We start from the raw sequence: 17706 nt of genomic DNA, 5'->3' as shown, positions 1-17706 counted from the left end.
GTCCCCCGCCCCTCGGAGGTGACGTGGTGAATTCCCCGACCGCCGCCGGTGACCGCGCCGCGCGGCACCTGACCGCGGAGGACCTCGCCGTCCTCCGCGCCGCCCTGCGGGAGCAGCTCCGGCTGCTGCGCGACCCGGCCGCGCCCGCCGGGCCGGCGTCCGGCGCGCCGGCCCGCATGGTCCTCGCGGACGTCGAGGCGGCGCTGCGGCGCCTGGACGAGGGCCGGTACGGCCTCTGCCACCGGTGCCGCCTGCCGGTCGACCGGAAGCAGCTGCTGCTCGTCCCGCAGGCCCGCTACTGCGCGCCCTGCCGACGGCTGCGCGCCCTGAACCGGGCGTCCACCGGGGCGGTGACGTCCGCCGCGCCGGGTTCCCCGCCGCCGTCGCGGCGGACGGCCGGGCCGCGGCGGGCGGCGGGCCGGTGACCGTGCGGCGGCCCGGCGACGCGGACGCCGCCCCGGTCCGCGGCACGTCCGGACCACCGCGGCCGGTCCCGAGCGGTGTCGCCCTGGACGTGGGCAGCGCCCGCACCCGTGCCTGGACGGCCGGGCGCGGCCCGGTCCTGGACGTGCCCACCGTCGCCGTCGACGGCCCCGGCCGCCCGGTGCGGCGGGGCGCCATCGTCGACGAGGCCGCGTGCGCGGGACTGCTGCGGCGCCTGCTCGCCCACCGGCTGCGCGGTCCCGCCCGCCCGCTGGTGGTGCTCACCACGCCGGTGCTGGACTCGGTCGCCTACCGGACGGCCGCCCGGTCGGCCGTGCGGGTGCTGGGGCCGCGGGCGGTGCTGACCGTGCCGGGGGCCCGGGCGATCGCGGTGGCGGCAGGGGCCGCCCTGTCCCGGCCGCTGCTGGTGGTGGACGTCGGCGCGCAGCTCACCGAGGTGGTGCTGCTGGACGAGGGCGCGGTCGCCGACGCCCGCCGGGTCGCGCTGGGCACCGCCGACCTCGGGGGCGGCGCGACGGAGGACGACGTCGTCGACGCGGTGGCCACGATGGTGGCCGCGACGCTCCGGCAGGACCGGGACTCGCTGGTCCCGGCGGCGCTCTCCCGCGGCGTGCTGCTGGCGGGCGGCGGAGCGCTGCGGGCCGGAATCGTCCGCCGTCTGGAGGCCCGGCTGCCCGCCCCGCTCGTCGTGGTGCCCGGCCCGCACACCGCCGCCGTGCGGGGGGCCGCCCGGCTGCTCGGCGCGGTCGGCCTGCACCCGAGCGCGCGCGGCCCCGGTCCGACCGGGTGGTGAGGCCGCGGACCCGCCGGTCCCCAGGCCCGGCGGGCCTGCGACCATGGGCGGATGCCGACCTCTGCCGCGCTGCTGATCGCCGCCGACTCGCCGCTGCGCGAGGACGTCACCGCGCTCCTGGACGAGCACCTGCGGGACATGTACGCCACCAGCCCGCCGGAGTCGGTGCACGCCCTTGATGCCGGCGCCCTGACGGGCGACGGCATCGTCTTCGTGACCGCGCGCGCCGCCGACGGGACCCTGCTGGGCTGCGGCGCGCTCAAGGACGTCGCCCCCGGTCACGGGGAGCTGAAGTCGATGCGCACCGCGGCCGCCGCACGGGGCCGCGGGATCGCCTCGGCGGTACTGGAGCACCTGACCGGGCTGGCCGCGGAGCGCGGTCACCGCCGGCTGAGCCTGGAGACCGGCGCCGAGGACTACTTCGCCGCGGCCCGGCGGCTGTACGCCCGGCACGGGTTCACCGCCTGCCCGCCCTTCGGCGACTACCGGGACGACCCGAACAGCGTGTTCCTCACCAGGGCGCTCTGAACCGGGCGCCGCGGGCCAACCGCTGCGGGCCCGGCGCCGCGCACCAGGCGTCGCGGACCAGGCGCTGCTGACGGGGCACCGCGGACAGGCGCTCCGACCCGAAATGCTCCGGACCACGGCCCACCGGACCAGGCGCCGCGAAGCAAGGCTCCGGACCAGGCGCTCCTGAGCAGGCACTCCGCACCGGGACGCTCCGGGCCAGGCGCTCCTGACCAAGCGCGCTACACCGGGACGCTCCGGCCGGACCAGCCGCTCCCGATCCGGCGCTCCTGACCAGGCGCTCCACACCGGGACGCTCCGGACCAGGCGCTCCCGATCCGGCGCTCCTGACCAGGCGCTCCACACCGGGACGCTCCGGACCAGGCGCTCCCGATCCGGCGCTCCTGACCAGGCGCTCCGCACCGGGACGCTGCGGACCGAGAACGTTCCGGACCGAGGACGCTTCGAGCGGAACTCCACCCCGGAAGATGGCGTTCCGCCCGGACCCACCGGAGGATGGCCCTGTCTCCCGTCCCACGCCGACCGGTGACCTCCCGCCGGCACGGCGGACACCGCGGCCCGCCGGACCGGACCGCACGGTCCGGCACACCGCAACCCCATCCGCCCGCGGGCGCCCCGAACCGGGGGGCCGGCCCCACCCATCGAGGACCCACTGCACCCATGACACCCACCATCACCAAGGCGGTCGTCCCCGCGGCCGGTCTCGGCACGCGGTTCCTTCCGGCCACCAAGGCGACGCCCAAGGAGATGCTCCCGGTCGTCGACAAGCCGGCCATCCAGTACGTCGTCGAGGAGGCCGTCTCCGCGGGCCTCGACGACGTCCTGATGATCACCGGCCGCAACAAGCGGCCGCTCGAGGACCACTTCGACCGCAACTACGAGCTGGAGTCGGCCCTGCAGCGCAAGGGCGACGCCGACCGGCTCGCCCGCGTCCAGGAGTCCACCGACCTCGCCACCATCCACTACGTCCGCCAGGGCGACCCCCGCGGCCTCGGCCACGCCGTCCTCTGCGCCGCCCCGCACGTCGGCGCGGAGCCGTTCGCCGTGCTCCTCGGCGACGACCTCATCGACCCGCGCGACCCGCTGCTGGCCCGCATGATCGACGTGCGGGCGGAGCGCGGCGGCAGCGTGGTGGCCCTCATGGAGGTCGACCCCTCCCAGATCCACCTCTACGGCTGCGCCGCCGTCGAGGCCACCGCGGAGGACGACGTCGTCAAGGTCACCGGCCTGGTGGAGAAGCCGGCGCCGGGGAACGCGCCGTCGCACTACGCCGTCATCGGCCGGTACGTGCTCGACCCGGGCATCTTCGACGTGCTGCGGCGCACCGAGCCCGGCCGCGGCGGGGAGATCCAGCTCACCGACGCCCTGCAGACGCAGGCCCAGGACGAGCAGGTGTGCGGCCCGGTGCACGGCGTCGTCTTCAAGGGCCGCCGCTACGACACCGGCGACCGGGGCGACTACCTGCGGGCCATCGTCCGGATGGCCAGCGAGCGCGAGGACCTCGGGCCGGAGTTCCGCACCTGGCTCCGCTCGTTCGTGCGCGACGAGATGGGCTCCGACGCCGGCTGACGCCGGACCCGTGATCGAGTGGCGGGGGCGCGGGCGCGGCGTTTTGCTGGGAGGAGCAGGACATCCGCGCCCGCGCCGAAGGACTGGAACCCATGACCGTCACCAGCGTCAACGAGGACTTCGACCAGCTCGAACTGACCCTGGTCGCCGATTTCGACGCTCCCGTCGAGCGGGTCTGGCAACTGTGGGCCGACCCGCGCAAGCTGGAACGCTGGTGGGGACCGCCGTCCTACCCCGCCACCGTCGACGCCTTCGACCTCAGCCCCGGCGGGACCGTCAGCTACCGCATGACCGGCCCCGAGGGGGACCAGCCGCACGGCTGGTGGCGGATCGACTCGGTCGCCCCGCCGACCCACCTGGAGTTCACCGACGGGTTCGCCGACGACCGGGGCGAGCCGCTCGCCGACTCCCCCACGATCGGCATCCAGGTCACCCTCACCCGCAGCGGCACCGCCGGCACCGGCACGCACATGGAGCTCTCCTCGACGTTCCGCAACCAGGAGGAGATGCACCAGATGTCGGACATGGGCATGGCCGAGGGCATGCGGGAGGCGGCCCAGCAGATGGACCACCTCCTCGCCTGAGACGAGGCGGGGAGCCGTCCCGCCGCCGCCCCGCCGCCGTCCCGCGATCCCCGCGTACGCCCGGCGCCCGCCGGGAGGCATGATGGACTCCGCAGGCGAGACAGACGTGGCCGGCCGCCGCCGGAAGCGGCCCGGGGCATCGGGGGAGGCATGGACGGATCGGACCGGCACGCGCCGCGCAAGGCCATCCGGCTGACCCCGGCCCTCTTCAGGAACGCCGGGACCGCACCGGTGACGCTCACCGAGCGGACGCCGAGCGCGCTCACCGAGCCGCGGGGGGTGCTGCGGATGACGCTGCTCCCCGCCGAGGCGCTGTCCGGCGCGGGCGTCGGGCTCGGCTGCCTGGTGCGCACCCGCGACGGACGCACCGCCGCGGTGCGCTCCGCCCGCGCCGCGGGCGGTCCCGCGCAGGCGGGCGCCGTCGACGCGTGGCCGTACGTGGCCGTCGCCGACGGCGGCGCGCTGGACGTCGCGCTGGAGCGGGGGGACCGCTTCGAGCGGCTGCTCTTCTACGTCGACGTCGCCCAGGGCGCCGCCGACTTCCGCGATCCGCCCGCCGAGGCCGCCTTCACCGCCGGCCCCGGCCGGAGCTGGCGCGTCCCGCTGGACTCCGCCGCCTCCCCCGCCGGCGCCTGCGCGGTGGCCCTGCTGCTGCCGGGGCCCCGGGGACTGGAGCTGCGCCGGGAGGTCCGGTGGTACCGGCCCCGATGGCGCACCTCCTACCGGCGCGTGCTGTCCCGCGACTACCAGTTCGGCTAGGGCCTGTCCGGCGGATCTTGCCGTTCTTGCTGCCGAGTTCCCTTGTCACCGCCCTGAGCGGGGGCTGGTGCGTGCGGCTGCAAGGCGGAGGAGGGAGGCGACGCGGAGCGTCGTCGAGTGACGACAACGCCGCAGACGTGCGTGCCGGCCCCCGCGACCCACGTGCAAGATCCGTCGGACAGGCCCTTAGGCGGCCCGGGGGAGCTCGGCCTGCCCGAACAGCAGGGCGTACCCGGCGGGGAGTTGGGCGAGGAGCCGCTGGGTCAGGTCGTCCCCGATCAGCTCGGGCAGGACGCCGAGGACCGAGGTGGTGTCCCAACGGGCCGTGGCGTGCGTGGCGTTGGGCAGCCGGCGGGCCAGCTCGTTGACGAACTCGGCCGCCGGGAGCGGGCGGTTGGCGGGCACCTGCGCGGCGACGACTCGCGCCGCCTCCTCCGGCAGCGCCCGCGCCAGGTCGACGCGCTCGTCGCCGACCACGTGCTCGCCGAGCGCCGCGAGCACCGCGCGGGTCACCCGCTCGGCCTGCTCCTCGGTCGGGTAGAGCCCGGCCTCACGGACCGTGGCGACCAGGTCGTCCCAGGAGGGCCCGGACGCCGCGTCGGCCGCCGCCCCCTCACGGGGCTCGGGCACGGCGGGGGTGGCGGGCACGAGGCTGGTCGGCACGGGGGTGGCGGCGGCGGTGGTGGCGGCGTCGCTCGGGATCAAGGGAATGGTCAAGGGGACTGCTCCTCTTCAGTTCCCGTCAGGTTGACTGCCGGGCCGGGCGGCGGCCTGTCCCGGCCCGGTACTGCCGCCCGTATGCCCGCCTTCGCGACATGTACGCCTCCGTGTACGGCACGTGCGCACCGTGCGGAGACGCCGGGCGGCTGGCGACGGACGGCAGTTGCCGGACGGCGGCCGTCGGGCGGCGGGCTTCCGGCGTCGCACGGCGGCCGTCGGGCGGAAGGTCAGCGGCTGAGGGCCTTGCGGCCGCCGGCGCCCCCGCTGATCCGGATCTTCCGCGGCTTGGCGTGGTCGGCCACGGGGATCCGCAGGGTGAGGACCCCGGCCTCGTAGGACGCGTCGATCCGCTCGGTGTCCAGCGTGTCGCCCAGGAACAACTGGCGGCTGAAGGTGCCGGCCGGGCGTTCGGCCACGATGACCTCGGCGCCCTCGGGGACCGGGGCGCGGCGCTCGGCGCGGATGTTGAGGACGTTGCGCTCGACGTCCAGGTCGATGGTCTCCGGGTCGGCGCCGGGCAGGTCGACGTGGACGAGCAGGTCGTCGCCGACGCGGTAGGCGTCCATCTGCAGCGCGGCCGGGCGGTTCAGCACGCCCGGGTTCCCGAGGACCTGCTGGGTCAGGCGGTCGATCTCGCGGAACGGGTCGGTACGCATGAGCATCACGAGTCACTCCCTTCGTGGGACAGGGTTCCGGGTGCGATGCCCTCCGCGTTCTTATATAGCTCGGGTCCGGAAAATTGACAACCCTCGACTCAACCCTGTCGGCCCGACCCGCTCCGGCGGCTCCGCCCGCGCCCCGCCGGGCACGACGAAGCCCGCGGGCGGCGGTGAGGTGGCAACCGCCCGCGGGCCGGGAAGCGCGGGTCAGACCCCGAGGTCGCGGATGATCTTGGCGACGTGCCCGGTGGCCTTGACGTTGTACAGCGCCCGCTCGACCTTGCCCTCGGCGTCGACCACCACGGTGGAGCGGATGACTCCGACCACCGTCTTGCCGTACAGCTTCTTCTCGCCGAACGCCCCGTACGCCTCCAGCACCTTCTTGTCCGGGTCCGCGAGGAGCGTCACCTTCAGCGACTCCTTGTCCCGGAACTTCGCCAGCTTCTCCGGCTTGTCGGGCGAGATGCCGACCACGTCGTAGCCCGCGCCCGCCAGCAGCTCCAGGTTGTCGGTGAAGTCGCACGCCTGCTTGGTGCATCCGGGGGTCAGCGCCGCCGGGTAGAAGTAGACGATGACCTTGCGGCCCGCGTAGTCGGCCAGCGAGACCTCCTTCCCGTCGGCGTCGGGGAGGGTGAACGCGGGGGCGGTGTCGCCGGGCCGGAGTCGCTCGGACATCGGGTCGTGCTCCTTGGGTAGCTGATAGGCGGTGGTGGGCGCGTACGAGCGTAACCGGGGGCTTGACGGTGCGCGTCCGCCCCGAGCTGACAGACTGGTGCCCAGCACCACGGAACGGTTCGTACGACATCCGACGGCGACAGAGCACGGAGGCGGCACGGTGGCGGACACCTCGGACACCAGGACACCGGCGCAGATCAAGGCGGACATCGAGCGCCGGCGCGCACTGCTGGCCGAGACCCTGGAGGAGATCGGGGTGCGGATGCACCCCCGGACGGTCGTCGACGACGCGAAGGCCAAGGCCCGCGGCCAGGTCGACCACACCCTCGGGCGGGCCTACGTGGGCGTCAACCGGGCCCTGACCGGCGTGCGGGGACGTTTCGTCGACGAGGAGGGCTCGCCGAGGGTGAACCGGATCGTGCCGGTCGCGCTGGTGGCCGTCGGCGTCGTCGGCCTGCTGGTGCTGAACAGCCGGCGCCGTCGCTGACCCGGCGAGCGCGACTCCCCACCCGATCGGGCGACCAAGGCGGACGGCCAGGTAGGTTCACCTCGTGAGCGTCAACAGAACTGTGAGCGACACCCAGCACGACAAGCTCCCCATCCGGATGCTGCACGACCGCGTGCTGGTGCGTCAGGAGAACGCGGAAGGCGAACGCCGCTCCGGCGGCGGCATCCTCATCCCCGCCACGGCGGCGGTCGGCCGGCGCCTGGCCTGGGCGGAGGTCGTCGCGGTGGGCCAGAACGTCCGCACCGTCGAGCCGGGTGACCGCGTCCTCTTCGACCCGGAGGACCGGGCCGAGGTCGAGGTCCGCGGCATGACGTACGTGCTGATGCGGGAACGCGACCTCCACGCGGTGGCCGCGGACCGCTTCGAGGGCACGGAGGACACCACGGGCCTGTACCTCTGACCCGGGGGATCCCCGACCGCGCACCGGGAGGGGCCGGTGACCGCACCCGCGGTCACCGGCCCCTCCCGCGCGTCCCCCACGCCCCTCACGCGCCCTGCCGGGGCCACGGGTGCTGCTCGTACGGCGGCGCGAGACCGGGCACCACCGGGTGGAACGGACGGTGTTCCCGCGGCGGCGGGCCGTGCCCCGGAGGCGCCCCGGGGAGCGTGTCGCCGGGGGCGTCGTCCGAGCCGGGCCCGGGGTGGGCGCCGGGCGACGGGGAGGCCGGCCCGCCGCTCGCGCCGGGAGCCGGATCGCCGCCCGGCCCCCCGGCCGGACCGCCCTCGGAGGACCTGCCGTCCTCGGAGGAACCGGAGGAGTCGGAGGAGTCCGAGGAGTCGGAGGAGTCCGACGAGCCCGTGGAGTCCTCGTCCCCGGAGTCCCAGGTGCCCTCCGACGGGGACGCGGACGCCGACGCCCCGTCGCTGGGCACCGCGTACGGCAGCTTCAGGTTCCCGCTGCCCGAACGGACCTGGAGGTCGAAGGCGCTCGCCTTCTTCCCCTTCGAGGCGTCCTTGACGAAGGCCGCCCACGTCTCGGCGGGCGCGCCGCCGCCGTTGATCCGGCCCAGGCCCATCGCCCCGTACAGCGGCTTGTGCGCGGCCGTCTCCGGGTCCTGGCCCATCACCGAGACCACCGCGACCAGGTCGGGCGTGTACCCCGCGAACCAGGCCGCCGTGTCCTCCTCCGCCGTGCCGGTCTTGCCGGCGGCCGGGCGGCCCGCCCCCAGCGCGGCGGTGGCGGTGCCGCCGGAGACCACGCCGCGCAGCACGGAGGTGGTGGTGTCGGCCGCCACCCGGCTGACGGCCTGCGTGGTCTCGCGCTCCGGCAGGGAGACCGTCTCCGACCCGTTGCGGGTGATCTTCTCGATCAGCGTGTACGGCCGGTGCCTGCCGTGGTCCGCGAGCGTCGCGTAGGCCTGCGCCATGTCCAGCACGCTGGCGGTGGCGGTGCCCAGCGCGATCGACGGGGAGGCCACCATGTCCGGGGTGCCCTCGGGAAGTCCGAGCTCCACCGCCGTCCGCCGCACCCGGTCCGGTCCCACGTCGACCGCCATCTGGGCGTACACCGCGTTGACGGACTTGTCGGTGGCCTCGCTGACCGAGATCTCGCCGTAGCTCCTGTCGTCCTCGTTCTCGGGCGTGTACCGCGCCCCCGGCCAGCCCTGCACCGCCCGCTTGCTGGTGCCGTCGTACATGGTCTGCGGGGTGATGGGCCGCCCGTCGTGGGTGCGGGCGCCCTGGTCGAGGGCGGTGGCCAGCACGAACGGCTTGAAGGTGGACCCGACCTGGAAGTCCCGGCGGGTGGCGTTGTTGGTGTACTGCTTCACGTAGTCGGTGCCGCCGTACATGGCGACCACCTTGCCCGTGCGCGGGTCGATCGCCGCGGCGCCCGCCCGGACGTTCTTGTCCGCGTCCCGGGCGTCGGGCTTCAGGTTGTCCATCACCTCCTCCTCGACCGCGCCCACCAGCGCGTCCTGGGCCGGCTTGCGGAGCGTGGTCCAGATCCGGTAGCCGCCGCCGTCGAGGTCGGCCTCCTCGAGGATGTCGTGGTCCGCCAGGTACGCCTTCACGGCGTTGACGACGTAGCCCCGCTGCCCCGAGAGCGCGGTGTTCACCCGGTTGGGCCGGGGCGCCGGGAACGTGAGCGCCGTCCGCTCCTTCGGCGTCAGCCAGCCCTCCTTCACCATGCCGTCCAGCACGTAGTTCCAGCGGACCAGGGCCTTCTTCCGGTTCTCCGGGTAGGCGTCCACGTCGTAGGCGTTCGGGGAGTTGAGCAGCGCGGCCAGGTAGGCGCCCTGGGCCGCGTCCAGCTCGGAGGCGTCGATGCCGTAGTACGCCTGGGCGGCGGCCTGGATGCCGTAGGTGTTCCGGCCGAAGTAGCTGGTGTTCAGGTAGCCCTGGAGGATCTCGTCCTTGCTCTTCTCCCGGTCCAGCTTGATCGCGATGAAGAACTCCTTGGCCTTGCGGGTGAGCGTCTGCTCCTGGCCCAGGTAGTAGTTCTTGACGTACTGCTGGGTGATCGTCGAACCCGACTGGCGGCCCTTGCCGGTGACGGTGTTCCAGGCGCCGCGGACCATCGCCTGCGGGTCGACCCCGGAACCGTCGTAGAAGTCGCGGTCCTCGGCCGCCAGCACGGCGTGCCGCGCGTCCTCGGACACCTGGGACAGTTCGACGCTCTCCCGGTTGACGTCGCCGTCGCGGGCGAGGCGGGAGCCGTCCGCGTAGAGGAAGACGTTGCTCTGCATGGTGGCCAGGGCGTTGGCCCGGGGGATCTTCACCAGGAAGTAGCCGGCCGTCAGCGCGCCCGCGCACACCAGGATCACGGTGACCAGGCCCAGCAGGGTGAACCGCCAGGTGAGCAGGGCGCGACGCCGGCCCGCGCGCCGCTCGGCGGGGGCGGTCGCGGGGTGCTCGCCACGGCTCCCGCCGGGGCTCCCGCCGCGGTGCCCACCGGGGTGCCCGCCGGGGTGCTGGCCGCCCTCGGGGCCGGGGGCGGGGGCGGCCGGACGCCGCCATCCCTGGAACGGCTCTTTCCTGCGGTGGTTCTTCATCGCGTGCTCCGGCTCCCGTTCTCCGCGTTCCGCCGATACCCCATGTGCCCACTATGTACCGGTATGACTGGATCGCGCCCGCAGGGTTGGGCTGTGTCGGGGCGGCGGGAACTCGTATGCTGCGCGCCATGGCCGACGCGTCGAACAAGCGGGACGAGCGGAACGAGGCAGCGTGGGGGGAACCACGGCGGGAACCGGGCGGGGTGCCGTTGCCCGACCTCCGGGCGGGGGACGCCGACCGCGAACGGGTCGCCGAGCGGCTGCGGGACGCCCTCGCGGAGGGGCGGCTCGACATGGACGAGTTCCAGGAACGGCTGGACGTCGTGTACCGGGCCAAGACCTACGGCGAACTGGAGCCGGTCACCCGTGACCTGCCCGCGCCGGGGGCCGACCCGGGCGCGACGCCGGTCTCCATGACGAAGCGGAACGGCTCCGGCACCGAGGTCGACTGGTCCGCGCGGGTCGTGCGCGGCGGAGCTTCCTCCGACTGGGGGGTCGCGTTGCTGTCCGGCTTCCAGCGGGTCGGGTCCTGGGTCGCGCCGCGGCGGTTCAACGCGGTGGCGGTCATGGGCGGCGGCCTGATCGACCTCCGCGACGCGTACTTCGGGGGGCCGGAGATCGTCGTCAACTGCGTCGCGGTGATGGGCGGCATCGAGGTCGTCGTCCCGCCCGGCGTCGAGGTCGTGATGCGGGGCACGGGCCTGATGGGCGGCTTCGACCACGAGAACCGCGGCGACGCCGCGCCGCCCGCGCCGGGCGCCCCGCGCGTCGTCGTCACCGGCCTCGCCTTCTGGGGCGGCGTGGGCGTCCGCACCAAGCGCCCCAAGGGCCCGAAGGGCCCCAAGAAGCGCCACCTTCCCCACTCCTGACCCCACCCCACCGCCCCGGCACCCGAACGCCCCCGCGGGGGCGAGGGAGGGGGGCGGTGTCAGCGGGCCGTGGCGTCGGCCGTCGGGGGGCGCGGGGGCGTCACGGAGGACAGCGGCGTGGCGATGTCCTCCAGACTCCGCCGCTCCGCCTTGACCGCGAGGAACACCGCGACCAGCCCCGCCGCGCACATCAGCCCCGCACCGATGCGGAACGCCAGCACCGTGTCCGCGATGACCCCCGACTCGGTCAGGTCGGCGAAGATCAGCGGGCCCGCGATGCCGCCCGCCGCCGTGCCGACCGCGTAGAAGAACGCGATCGCCATCGCCCGCGTCTCCATCGGGAAGATCTCCGACACCGTCAGGTACGCGCTGCTCGCACCGGCCGACGCGAAGAACAGCACCACGCACCAGCACGCCGTCAGCGTCGTCGCCGTCAGCACCTCCTGCCCGAACAGCCATGCCGTCACGAACAGCAGGATGCCGGAGAGCAGGTACGTCGACGAGATCATGATCCTTCGGCCGACCGTGTCGAACAGCTTGCCCAGCAGCAGCGGGCCGAGGAAGTTGCCGGCCGCGATCACCGCGAAGTAGTACCCGGTGCTGCCGACCGGAACGTCGAAGAACTTGGTGAGGATCGCGCCGAAGCCGAAGGTGATCGCGTTGTAGAGGAACGCCTGCCCGATGAAGAGGGACAGCCCCAGCACCGTGCGCCGCGGGTACTTGGTGAAGACCGTCTTGGCGATCAGTCCGAAGCCGATGGACTTCCGCTGGTGGATGGTGATCTCCCCGGCCGGGGGCGGGAGTTTCTCCCCCCGTTCCTTCTCGATCTCCCGTTCCACCTCGGAGACGAGTTTCTCCGCCTTGTCCCCCTGCCCGTGGATGAACTGCCACCGCGGACTCTCCGGAACGTTCCGCCGCACCAGCAGGATGACCAGGCCCAGCACCACACCGAGCGCGAAGGTCAGCCGCCAGCCGATGTTCGCGGCGAAGATGTCGGTGTCCAGCATCACGATGGACAGCAGCGCGCCGCCGATCGCGCCGAGCCAGTAGCTGCCGTTGATGATGAGATCGACCCGGCCCCGGTACTCCGAGGGGATGAGTTCGTCGATGGCGGAGTTGATGGCCGCGTACTCGCCGCCGATGCCGAACCCGGTGAGGAAGCGGAACAGGAAGAACCACCAGACGTCGAACGACAGTGCGGTCAGCGCGGTGGCGCCGAGATAGACCGCCAGGGTGGTGATGAAGAGCTTCTTGCGCCCGAACTTGTCGGTGAGCCATCCGAAGAACAGGGCTCCCGCACACGCGCCCGCCACGTACAGCGCCGCGGCCATACCGGTGACCTGCGCCGAGCTGATGGGCAGTCCACTGCCCTCCTCGGCCAGCCGGCCGGCGATGTTGCCGACCGTGGTGACCTCGAGGCCGTCGAGGATCCACACCGTGCCCAGGCCGATGACGATCATCCAGTGCCAGCGGGACCAGGGCAGTCTGTCCAGCCGGGCCGGCACCGCCGTGGTGACGGTACCTGTCTCCTCCGGGACCGAGGGCTCGGGTTTCGCGGAAACGGCCATCACTTGGTCTCCCTCTCCAGTGAGCGAGCGGCGGTCCCCCTCCCTGTTGCCCCGCCCCCTACGGCTATGCCCCCAGCATGCGGGAAACGGTGTGGATCAGCAGCCCGGCGAGCGAGCCCACCACCGTGCCGTTGATCCGGATGAACTGGAGATCGCGGCCGATGTGCGCCTCGATCTTCCGGGTCGTGTGCTCGGCGTCCCAGCCCGCCACCGTGTCCGTGATCAGGGCCGTGATCTCGCCCCGGTAGGTGGTGACGACGTACGTCACCGCCCCCTCGACCCAGCGGTCGACCTTCTCCTGGAGCCGCCGGTCGGCCTTCATCCGGGCGCCCAGCGACAGCAGCGCCGCCCGCACCCGCAGCCTCAGCCGGCTCTGCTCGTCCTCCGACGCCTCCACCATCATCCGGCGCACCGCCGACCAGGCCGAGGCGATCAGGTCCTGCACCTCGTCCCGGTTCAGCACCTCCGCCTTCAGCCGCTCCACCCGCGCCCGCGTCTCGGTGTCCGACTGCAGGTCAAGGGCGAAATCGGCGAGGAAACGGTCGAGCGCGTCCCGCGCCGGATGCGTCGGCATGTCCCGCATCTCGGTGACGAACCGCAGCAGCTCCTTGTAGACCCGCTCCCCGACCTTCCGGTCCACGAACCGGGGGGTCCAGCCCGGCGCGCCGCCCTGCACGGCGTTCATCACGGCGTCGCCGTGCAGCACCAGCCAGTCGTGCGCCCGCGCCACCACCAGGTCCACGGTCCGCCGGTGCCCGTGCTCCGAGACGACCCGCTGCAGCGTCCGGCCGAGCACCGGCGCGATCTCCGACGCCTCCGCCCTCCGGGTGATGGCCTCCCCCACCACGTCCTGCACGTCACGGTCCTTCAGCACCGTCAGCGCGCCCCGCAGCGCTGTCGCCAGTTCGGCCGTCACCCGATCGGCGTGCTCCGGCTCCGCCAGCCAGGAACCCAGCCGGTTGCCGATGCCCACGGCCCGCAGCCGGGTCCGCACCACGTCCGCCGACAGGAAGTTCTCCCCGACGAACTCCCCCAGCGACGTCCCCAGCTGGTCCTTCTTGGTCGGGATGATCGCGGTGTGCGGGATCGGCAGCCCCAGCGGGTGCCGGAACAGCGCCGTCACCGCGAACCAGTCGGCCAGCGCGCCCACCATGCCCGCCTCCGCGGCCGCCGCCACGTACCCCGCCCAGGCGCCCGCGCCCCGGTGCTCCGCCCAGGTGGCCAGCGCGTAGATCACCGCCACCGCCAGCAGCAGGCCGGTGGCCAGCGCCTTCATCCGACGGACCCCCCGCTGACGCTCCTCGTCGGCGAGGGTGAAACCATCTGTCCGACGTGCGGCCGAACGGGGGACGCCGCGATTGCCGCCCTCGGGCGGGCGGGCATGCTCGCCTCGCCCCGCACCGTCACCCCCGACACCGCCGACGCCGCCGGTGTCACCCCTGTCACCGGTGTCACCCGTGGTGCCGGTATCAGTGGTGCCGGCGGGGTACCCGCCGTTGTCGTCCTGTCGTCCCATTCGTCGCCCGTCCACCTGTGTCACATGCCCCGTCAGGAAAGAAACGTCCCTTCTGACCGACTCCCGGAACGGAAGAAACGTTCCCGGCGTCTGTTCACGAGGACGCCCAGGAAGCCGCCGGGGATGTCCCGCCGTCTTGTCGTTCCGATGTCACGTCCCGAGGAGCCGAGCCCCGCATGACCAGGCGTCACGCTTGCGCCCTGCTGGCGGCCTTCACCGCCCTGATAATCGCCGTCAGCGCCGGCATATACGTCGCGGCACGCCAGGCGAGTGCCCGCACCGAGGCCCGGGACACCCACCTGTCCGGCGGCCGCGCGCCCCACAACCCGGCCGCCCCGGCCTCCACCGGCACCTGGGTCGGCAGCTGGGCCGCCGCGCCCTCCGGCGCCGAACCCGGCACCGAACTGACGGGGATCGCCGGACGCTCCGTCCGCAACGTCGTGCACACCAGCGCCGGCGGTTCCGCCGCACGGGTGACCCTCTCCAACCACTACGGCCGCCAGCCGCTCCTCGTCACCTCCGCCTCGGTCGCCGTCGCCGCCCGGGACGACAGCGCCGAGGCCGTCCCCGGCACCCTGCGCCCGCTGACCTTCTCCGGCGCCCGCACCGTGACCGTCCCGCCCGGCGGGCAGGTGGTCAGCGACGCGGTGGCCCTGCGGGTGCCCGCCGACAGCGACGTACTGATCACCACCTACTCCCCCACCCCCTCCGGCCCGGTCACCTACCACCGGCAGGCCCGGCAGACCTCCTACCTCGCCACCGGCGACCACGTCCTCGACCCGCAGGGCACCGCCTACACCGACCGCTCGCCGCACTGGCGCTACGTCACCGCCCTCGACGTCCTCGGCAAGGACGCGCGCGGCACCGTCGTGGTCATCGGCGACTCCCTCACCGACGGCGTCACCTCCACCCCGGACAGCGACCGGCGCTGGACCGACGTCCTCGCCGACCGCCTGAACCACCGCTACGGCGTGGCCAACGCCGGCATCAGCGGCAACCAGCTCCTCACCGACGGCTTCGGCCGCCCCGCCGACAGCCCCAGCGGCCTCGGCCGCTTCCAGCGGGACGCGCTGTCACGGCCCAACACCAAGGTGATCGTGGTGGCGCTCGGCATCAACGACATCCTCCGCGACCCCGACGGCACGCCCGACCCGGCCGCCCTCACCGAGGGCATGCGCGCGCTGGTGGCCCGCGCGCACGCGCGGAACATCCCGGTGGTCGGCGCGACCCTCATGCCGTTCCAGGGCCACATCGGCTACGACGCCGTGCGGGAGAGGGCCCGTCAGGCCGTCAACGCGGAGATCCGCGGCGGCGGCGTCTTCGACGCCGTCCTCGACTTCGACAAGGCCCTGCGCGACCCCTACGCCCCCCAGCGCCTCGCCGAACAGTTCGACTCCGGCGACCACCTCCACCTCAACGACGCCGGCTACCGCCGCATGGCCCAGCACTTCGACCTCTCCACCCTCGACCCGGACCACACGGCGAGGCTCTGACCCGGGCTCCGGCGTTCACCCATCGGGCGTAACCGTCCGACAACCGGTTCGTTGATCCGTGCGAACGCCGCGCACGCACGCGGCCGGAACGGAGGCGGGAGGCGATCCTGTGCCGGTGGCCCGGATCAGTGACGAGGCCTTGAGAGAGGCGGCCCGTGCGTCGCGGACGCTGACGGAGGCGCTGGAGCGGCTGGGGGTCCAGCCGTACGGCGGGAGTCGGAACTACCTGCGTCACCGCATGCGGCACCGCGGGATCGACACCTCGCACTTCGATCGCGAGGTCAAGTGGACGAGGGACGTCCTGCAGGCCGCCGTGTGCGCGTCCCGCACCCGGCAAGCGCCGGAAATGGCACGGAGGATCAGCAACGACGTGCTGCGCAAGGCGATGCGCACCGAAGGGGTACAGGAGCGCTGTGCCGTCTGCGGCAATCCGGGCGCATGGGAGGGTGAGCCTCTGAAGCTGGAAGTGGACCACATCGACGGAGACTGGCGCGACAACCGGCTGCACAACCTCCGCTTCCTCTGCCCCAACTGCCATGCGACCACGGACACCTACCGGGGGCGTTCGAGAGGCAAGCAGAGGACGTCCGCGGCATGACGACCACGACCCGGTACACGCGAGCCCGGCTGGCTGAGGCTGCCGCACGCTGCACCACCATGGACGATGTCATCGCCCTCCTCGCCCCGCGGCCGTACCCGAACCTCGGCCGCTACCTCCAGAAGCGCTTCGCCCACTTCGGTATCGATGTCTCGCACTTCACGGACCGTCGAGACGCCATGAGGACCGCGCCGGCGGGGTTGGCGGCTGCGGTGGCCGGGGCGACCTCCCGTGCGGAGTTGCTGCGCCGTCTCGGGCTGCCGGACACCACCACCACGCGTCGACGGCTGCGCGCATGGATCGAAGAGGCGGAGCTGTCCACCGTGCACTTCCTGGGGCAGGCTCACCAGCGAGGTCGACCGGGGACCACTCCGACGTTGAGGGCCGAGGAGATCCTCGTGGCCCACCAGCGCGGTTACCGGACAAAGACCTACCTGCTGCGCCGTGCCCTCGCGGATATCGGTGTCCCTGAAAGGTGTGCCCGGTGCGGCACGGGGCCCGAGTGGCAGGGCAAGCCCATGACCCTGGAGGTCGACCATGCCAACGGGGACCGGCGCGACGACCGCCGGGAGAACCTGCGGCTGCTGTGCCCGAACTGTCACGCCCAGACCGCCACATGGTGCCGGGGCCGTGTGCGGCAACGGTCCTAGTCGCGCCTCTGCCAGCAGGTACCATGAGCTGCCACGCGGCCGTGGCGAAATTGGCGATACGCGCGGCGTTTAGGTCGCCGTGGGCGAAAGCCCGTGTGGGTTCGAGTCCCACCGGCCGCACAGGGTGACGGCCCGCGCACCGGAACGCTCCGGTGCGCGGGCCGGTCGCGTTTCGCTCAGCCCAGCAGTTCCCGTACCACCGGCGCGAGCTCCCGGAAGGCCTTGCCGCGGTGGCTGATGGCGTTCTTCTCGTCGGCGGTCAGTTCCGCGCAGGTGCGGGTCTCGCCGAGGGGCTGGAGGATCGGGTCGTAGCCGAAGCCGCCCGAGCCGGCCGGGGCGAAGCGCAGGGTGCCTTCGAGGCGGCCCTCGACGACGCGTTCGGTGCCGTCGGGGAGCGCGAGGGCGGCGGCGCACGCGAAGTGTGCGGCCCGGTGCTCCTCGGCGATGTCGGAGAGCTGGGCGAGGAGCAGGTCGAGGTTGGCGCGGTCGTCGCCGTGCCGGCCGGCCCAGCGGGCGGAGAAGATGCCGGGGGCGCCGTTCAGGACGTCGACGCACAGGCCGGAGTCGTCGGCGACGGCGGGCAGGCCGGTCGCCCGCGCCAGCGCGTGCGCCTTGAGCAGCGCGTTCTCGGCGAAGGTGACGCCGGTCTCCTTGACGTCGGGGACCTCGGGGAACTCCTCGGCGCCGACGAGTTCGTGCGTGAGCCCCGCCTCGGCGAGGATGGCGCGGAGTTCGGTGATCTTCCCGGCGTTGCGGGTGGCGAGAACGATGCGGGTCATG

General features: G+C 73.6%; 19 protein-coding genes and 1 tRNA gene. 13 read left to right on the top strand and 7 right to left on the bottom strand.

Annotated elements, in window-relative coordinates; all coding sequences use genetic code 11:
* Window positions 1–26 precede the first annotated feature (26 nt).
* From ABZ836_RS07985 to ABZ836_RS07960, 6 genes are all read left to right on the top strand, one after another.
* The gene (locus ABZ836_RS07985) at window positions 27–425 is read left to right on the top strand and encodes a hypothetical protein (protein ID WP_361140483.1); all 399 of its coding nucleotides are present in this window, start codon (window positions 27–29) and stop codon (window positions 423–425) included.
* Window positions 426–508: 83 nt separating this feature from the next.
* Window positions 509–1237, top strand: a complete 729-nt coding sequence (locus ABZ836_RS07980; protein ID WP_361140863.1) for a rod shape-determining protein — start codon at window positions 509–511, stop codon at window positions 1235–1237.
* Window positions 1238–1288: 51 nt separating this feature from the next.
* Window positions 1289–1765, top strand: a complete 477-nt coding sequence (locus ABZ836_RS07975; protein ID WP_361140481.1) for a GNAT family N-acetyltransferase — start codon at window positions 1289–1291, stop codon at window positions 1763–1765.
* 660 nt (window positions 1766–2425) lie between these two features.
* The gene (gene galU / locus ABZ836_RS07970; RefSeq protein ID WP_356134290.1) at window positions 2426–3334 is read left to right on the top strand and encodes a UTP--glucose-1-phosphate uridylyltransferase GalU; all 909 of its coding nucleotides are present in this window, start codon (window positions 2426–2428) and stop codon (window positions 3332–3334) included.
* 92 nt (window positions 3335–3426) lie between these two features.
* On the top strand, window positions 3427–3918 hold the full coding sequence (locus ABZ836_RS07965; protein ID WP_356134288.1) for an SRPBCC domain-containing protein: 492 nt from the start codon (window positions 3427–3429) through the stop codon (window positions 3916–3918).
* A 150-nt stretch (window positions 3919–4068) separates the two neighbouring features.
* The gene (locus ABZ836_RS07960) at window positions 4069–4677 is read left to right on the top strand and encodes a tellurium resistance protein (protein ID WP_356134286.1); all 609 of its coding nucleotides are present in this window, start codon (window positions 4069–4071) and stop codon (window positions 4675–4677) included.
* A gap of 186 nt (window positions 4678–4863) precedes the next feature.
* Here the strand turns inward: ABZ836_RS07960 and ABZ836_RS07955 are convergent, their stop codons facing one another.
* The 3 genes from ABZ836_RS07955 to bcp form a co-directional block, all read right to left on the bottom strand.
* The gene (locus ABZ836_RS07955; RefSeq protein ID WP_356134426.1) at window positions 4864–5307 is read right to left on the bottom strand and encodes a DUF2267 domain-containing protein; all 444 of its coding nucleotides are present in this window, start codon (window positions 5305–5307) and stop codon (window positions 4864–4866) included.
* A 317-nt stretch (window positions 5308–5624) separates the two neighbouring features.
* Window positions 5625–6059 carry an Hsp20/alpha crystallin family protein gene (locus ABZ836_RS07950; protein ID WP_361140478.1) on the bottom strand — a complete coding sequence of 145 codons (435 nt, stop codon included), beginning with the start codon at window positions 6057–6059 and terminating at the stop codon, window positions 5625–5627.
* 204 nt (window positions 6060–6263) lie between these two features.
* Window positions 6264–6731 (bottom strand): thioredoxin-dependent thiol peroxidase, encoded by a 468-nt coding sequence (gene bcp / locus ABZ836_RS07945; RefSeq protein WP_356134282.1) that lies wholly within the window; start codon window positions 6729–6731, stop codon window positions 6264–6266.
* Window positions 6732–6891: 160 nt separating this feature from the next.
* On the opposite strand from bcp, the gene ABZ836_RS07940 reads away from it, so the two are divergent.
* Window positions 6892–7218, top strand: a complete 327-nt coding sequence (locus tag ABZ836_RS07940) for a DUF3618 domain-containing protein (RefSeq protein ID WP_356134280.1) — start codon at window positions 6892–6894, stop codon at window positions 7216–7218.
* 118 nt (window positions 7219–7336) lie between these two features.
* Complete coding sequence (locus tag ABZ836_RS07935; RefSeq protein WP_356134424.1) at window positions 7337–7639, top strand: co-chaperone GroES; 303 nt, start codon at window positions 7337–7339, stop codon at window positions 7637–7639.
* 85 nt (window positions 7640–7724) lie between these two features.
* Here ABZ836_RS07935 and ABZ836_RS07930 read toward each other — a convergent pair whose 3' ends face one another.
* Window positions 7725–10232: a transglycosylase domain-containing protein gene (locus ABZ836_RS07930; RefSeq protein WP_361140475.1), complete on the bottom strand. Its 2508-nt coding sequence runs from the start codon at window positions 10230–10232 to the stop codon at window positions 7725–7727.
* Between the two features lie 128 nt (window positions 10233–10360).
* On the opposite strand from ABZ836_RS07930, the gene ABZ836_RS07925 reads away from it, so the two are divergent.
* Entirely contained in the window at window positions 10361–11101 is a 741-nt protein-coding gene (locus ABZ836_RS07925) for a DUF1707 domain-containing protein (RefSeq protein ID WP_356134277.1), read from the top strand.
* Between the two features lie 59 nt (window positions 11102–11160).
* Here ABZ836_RS07925 and ABZ836_RS07920 read toward each other — a convergent pair whose 3' ends face one another.
* Both ABZ836_RS07920 and ABZ836_RS07915 read right to left on the bottom strand, forming a co-directional pair.
* On the bottom strand, window positions 11161–12669 hold the full coding sequence (locus tag ABZ836_RS07920) for an MFS transporter (RefSeq protein WP_356134275.1): 1509 nt from the start codon (window positions 12667–12669) through the stop codon (window positions 11161–11163).
* 64 nt (window positions 12670–12733) lie between these two features.
* The gene (locus ABZ836_RS07915) at window positions 12734–14185 is read right to left on the bottom strand and encodes a DUF445 domain-containing protein (RefSeq protein ID WP_361140470.1); all 1452 of its coding nucleotides are present in this window, start codon (window positions 14183–14185) and stop codon (window positions 12734–12736) included.
* Window positions 14186–14361: 176 nt separating this feature from the next.
* Between ABZ836_RS07915 and ABZ836_RS07910 the strand changes: the two genes are divergently transcribed.
* From ABZ836_RS07910 to ABZ836_RS07895, 4 genes are all read left to right on the top strand, one after another.
* The gene (locus ABZ836_RS07910) at window positions 14362–15678 is read left to right on the top strand and encodes an SGNH/GDSL hydrolase family protein (RefSeq protein WP_356134272.1); all 1317 of its coding nucleotides are present in this window, start codon (window positions 14362–14364) and stop codon (window positions 15676–15678) included.
* A gap of 109 nt (window positions 15679–15787) precedes the next feature.
* A complete protein-coding gene (locus ABZ836_RS07905; protein ID WP_361140467.1) occupies window positions 15788–16276 on the top strand; it encodes an HNH endonuclease signature motif containing protein in 489 nt (162 codons plus the stop codon).
* Entirely contained in the window at window positions 16273–16926 is a 654-nt protein-coding gene (locus ABZ836_RS07900; protein ID WP_361140464.1) for an HNH endonuclease, read from the top strand. Before ABZ836_RS07905 ends, ABZ836_RS07900 begins: the two co-directional genes overlap by 4 nt.
* 35 nt (window positions 16927–16961) lie before the next feature.
* Window positions 16962–17046 (top strand) — tRNA-Leu (locus ABZ836_RS07895).
* Window positions 17047–17102: 56 nt separating this feature from the next.
* On the opposite strand, the gene rdgB is transcribed toward ABZ836_RS07895, so the two are convergent.
* The gene (rdgB, locus tag ABZ836_RS07890; RefSeq protein WP_356134270.1) at window positions 17103–17705 is read right to left on the bottom strand and encodes an RdgB/HAM1 family non-canonical purine NTP pyrophosphatase; all 603 of its coding nucleotides are present in this window, start codon (window positions 17703–17705) and stop codon (window positions 17103–17105) included.
* Window position 17706 lies beyond the last annotated feature (1 nt).

Origin of the sequence: Streptomyces sp. NPDC047130, assembly GCF_040643475.1 — a bacterium.
Taxonomy (GTDB): domain Bacteria; phylum Actinomycetota; class Actinomycetes; order Streptomycetales; family Streptomycetaceae; genus Streptomyces.
Note: the sequence above shows the minus strand (reverse complement) of the source record. Positions and strands in the feature narration are given on the sequence as shown.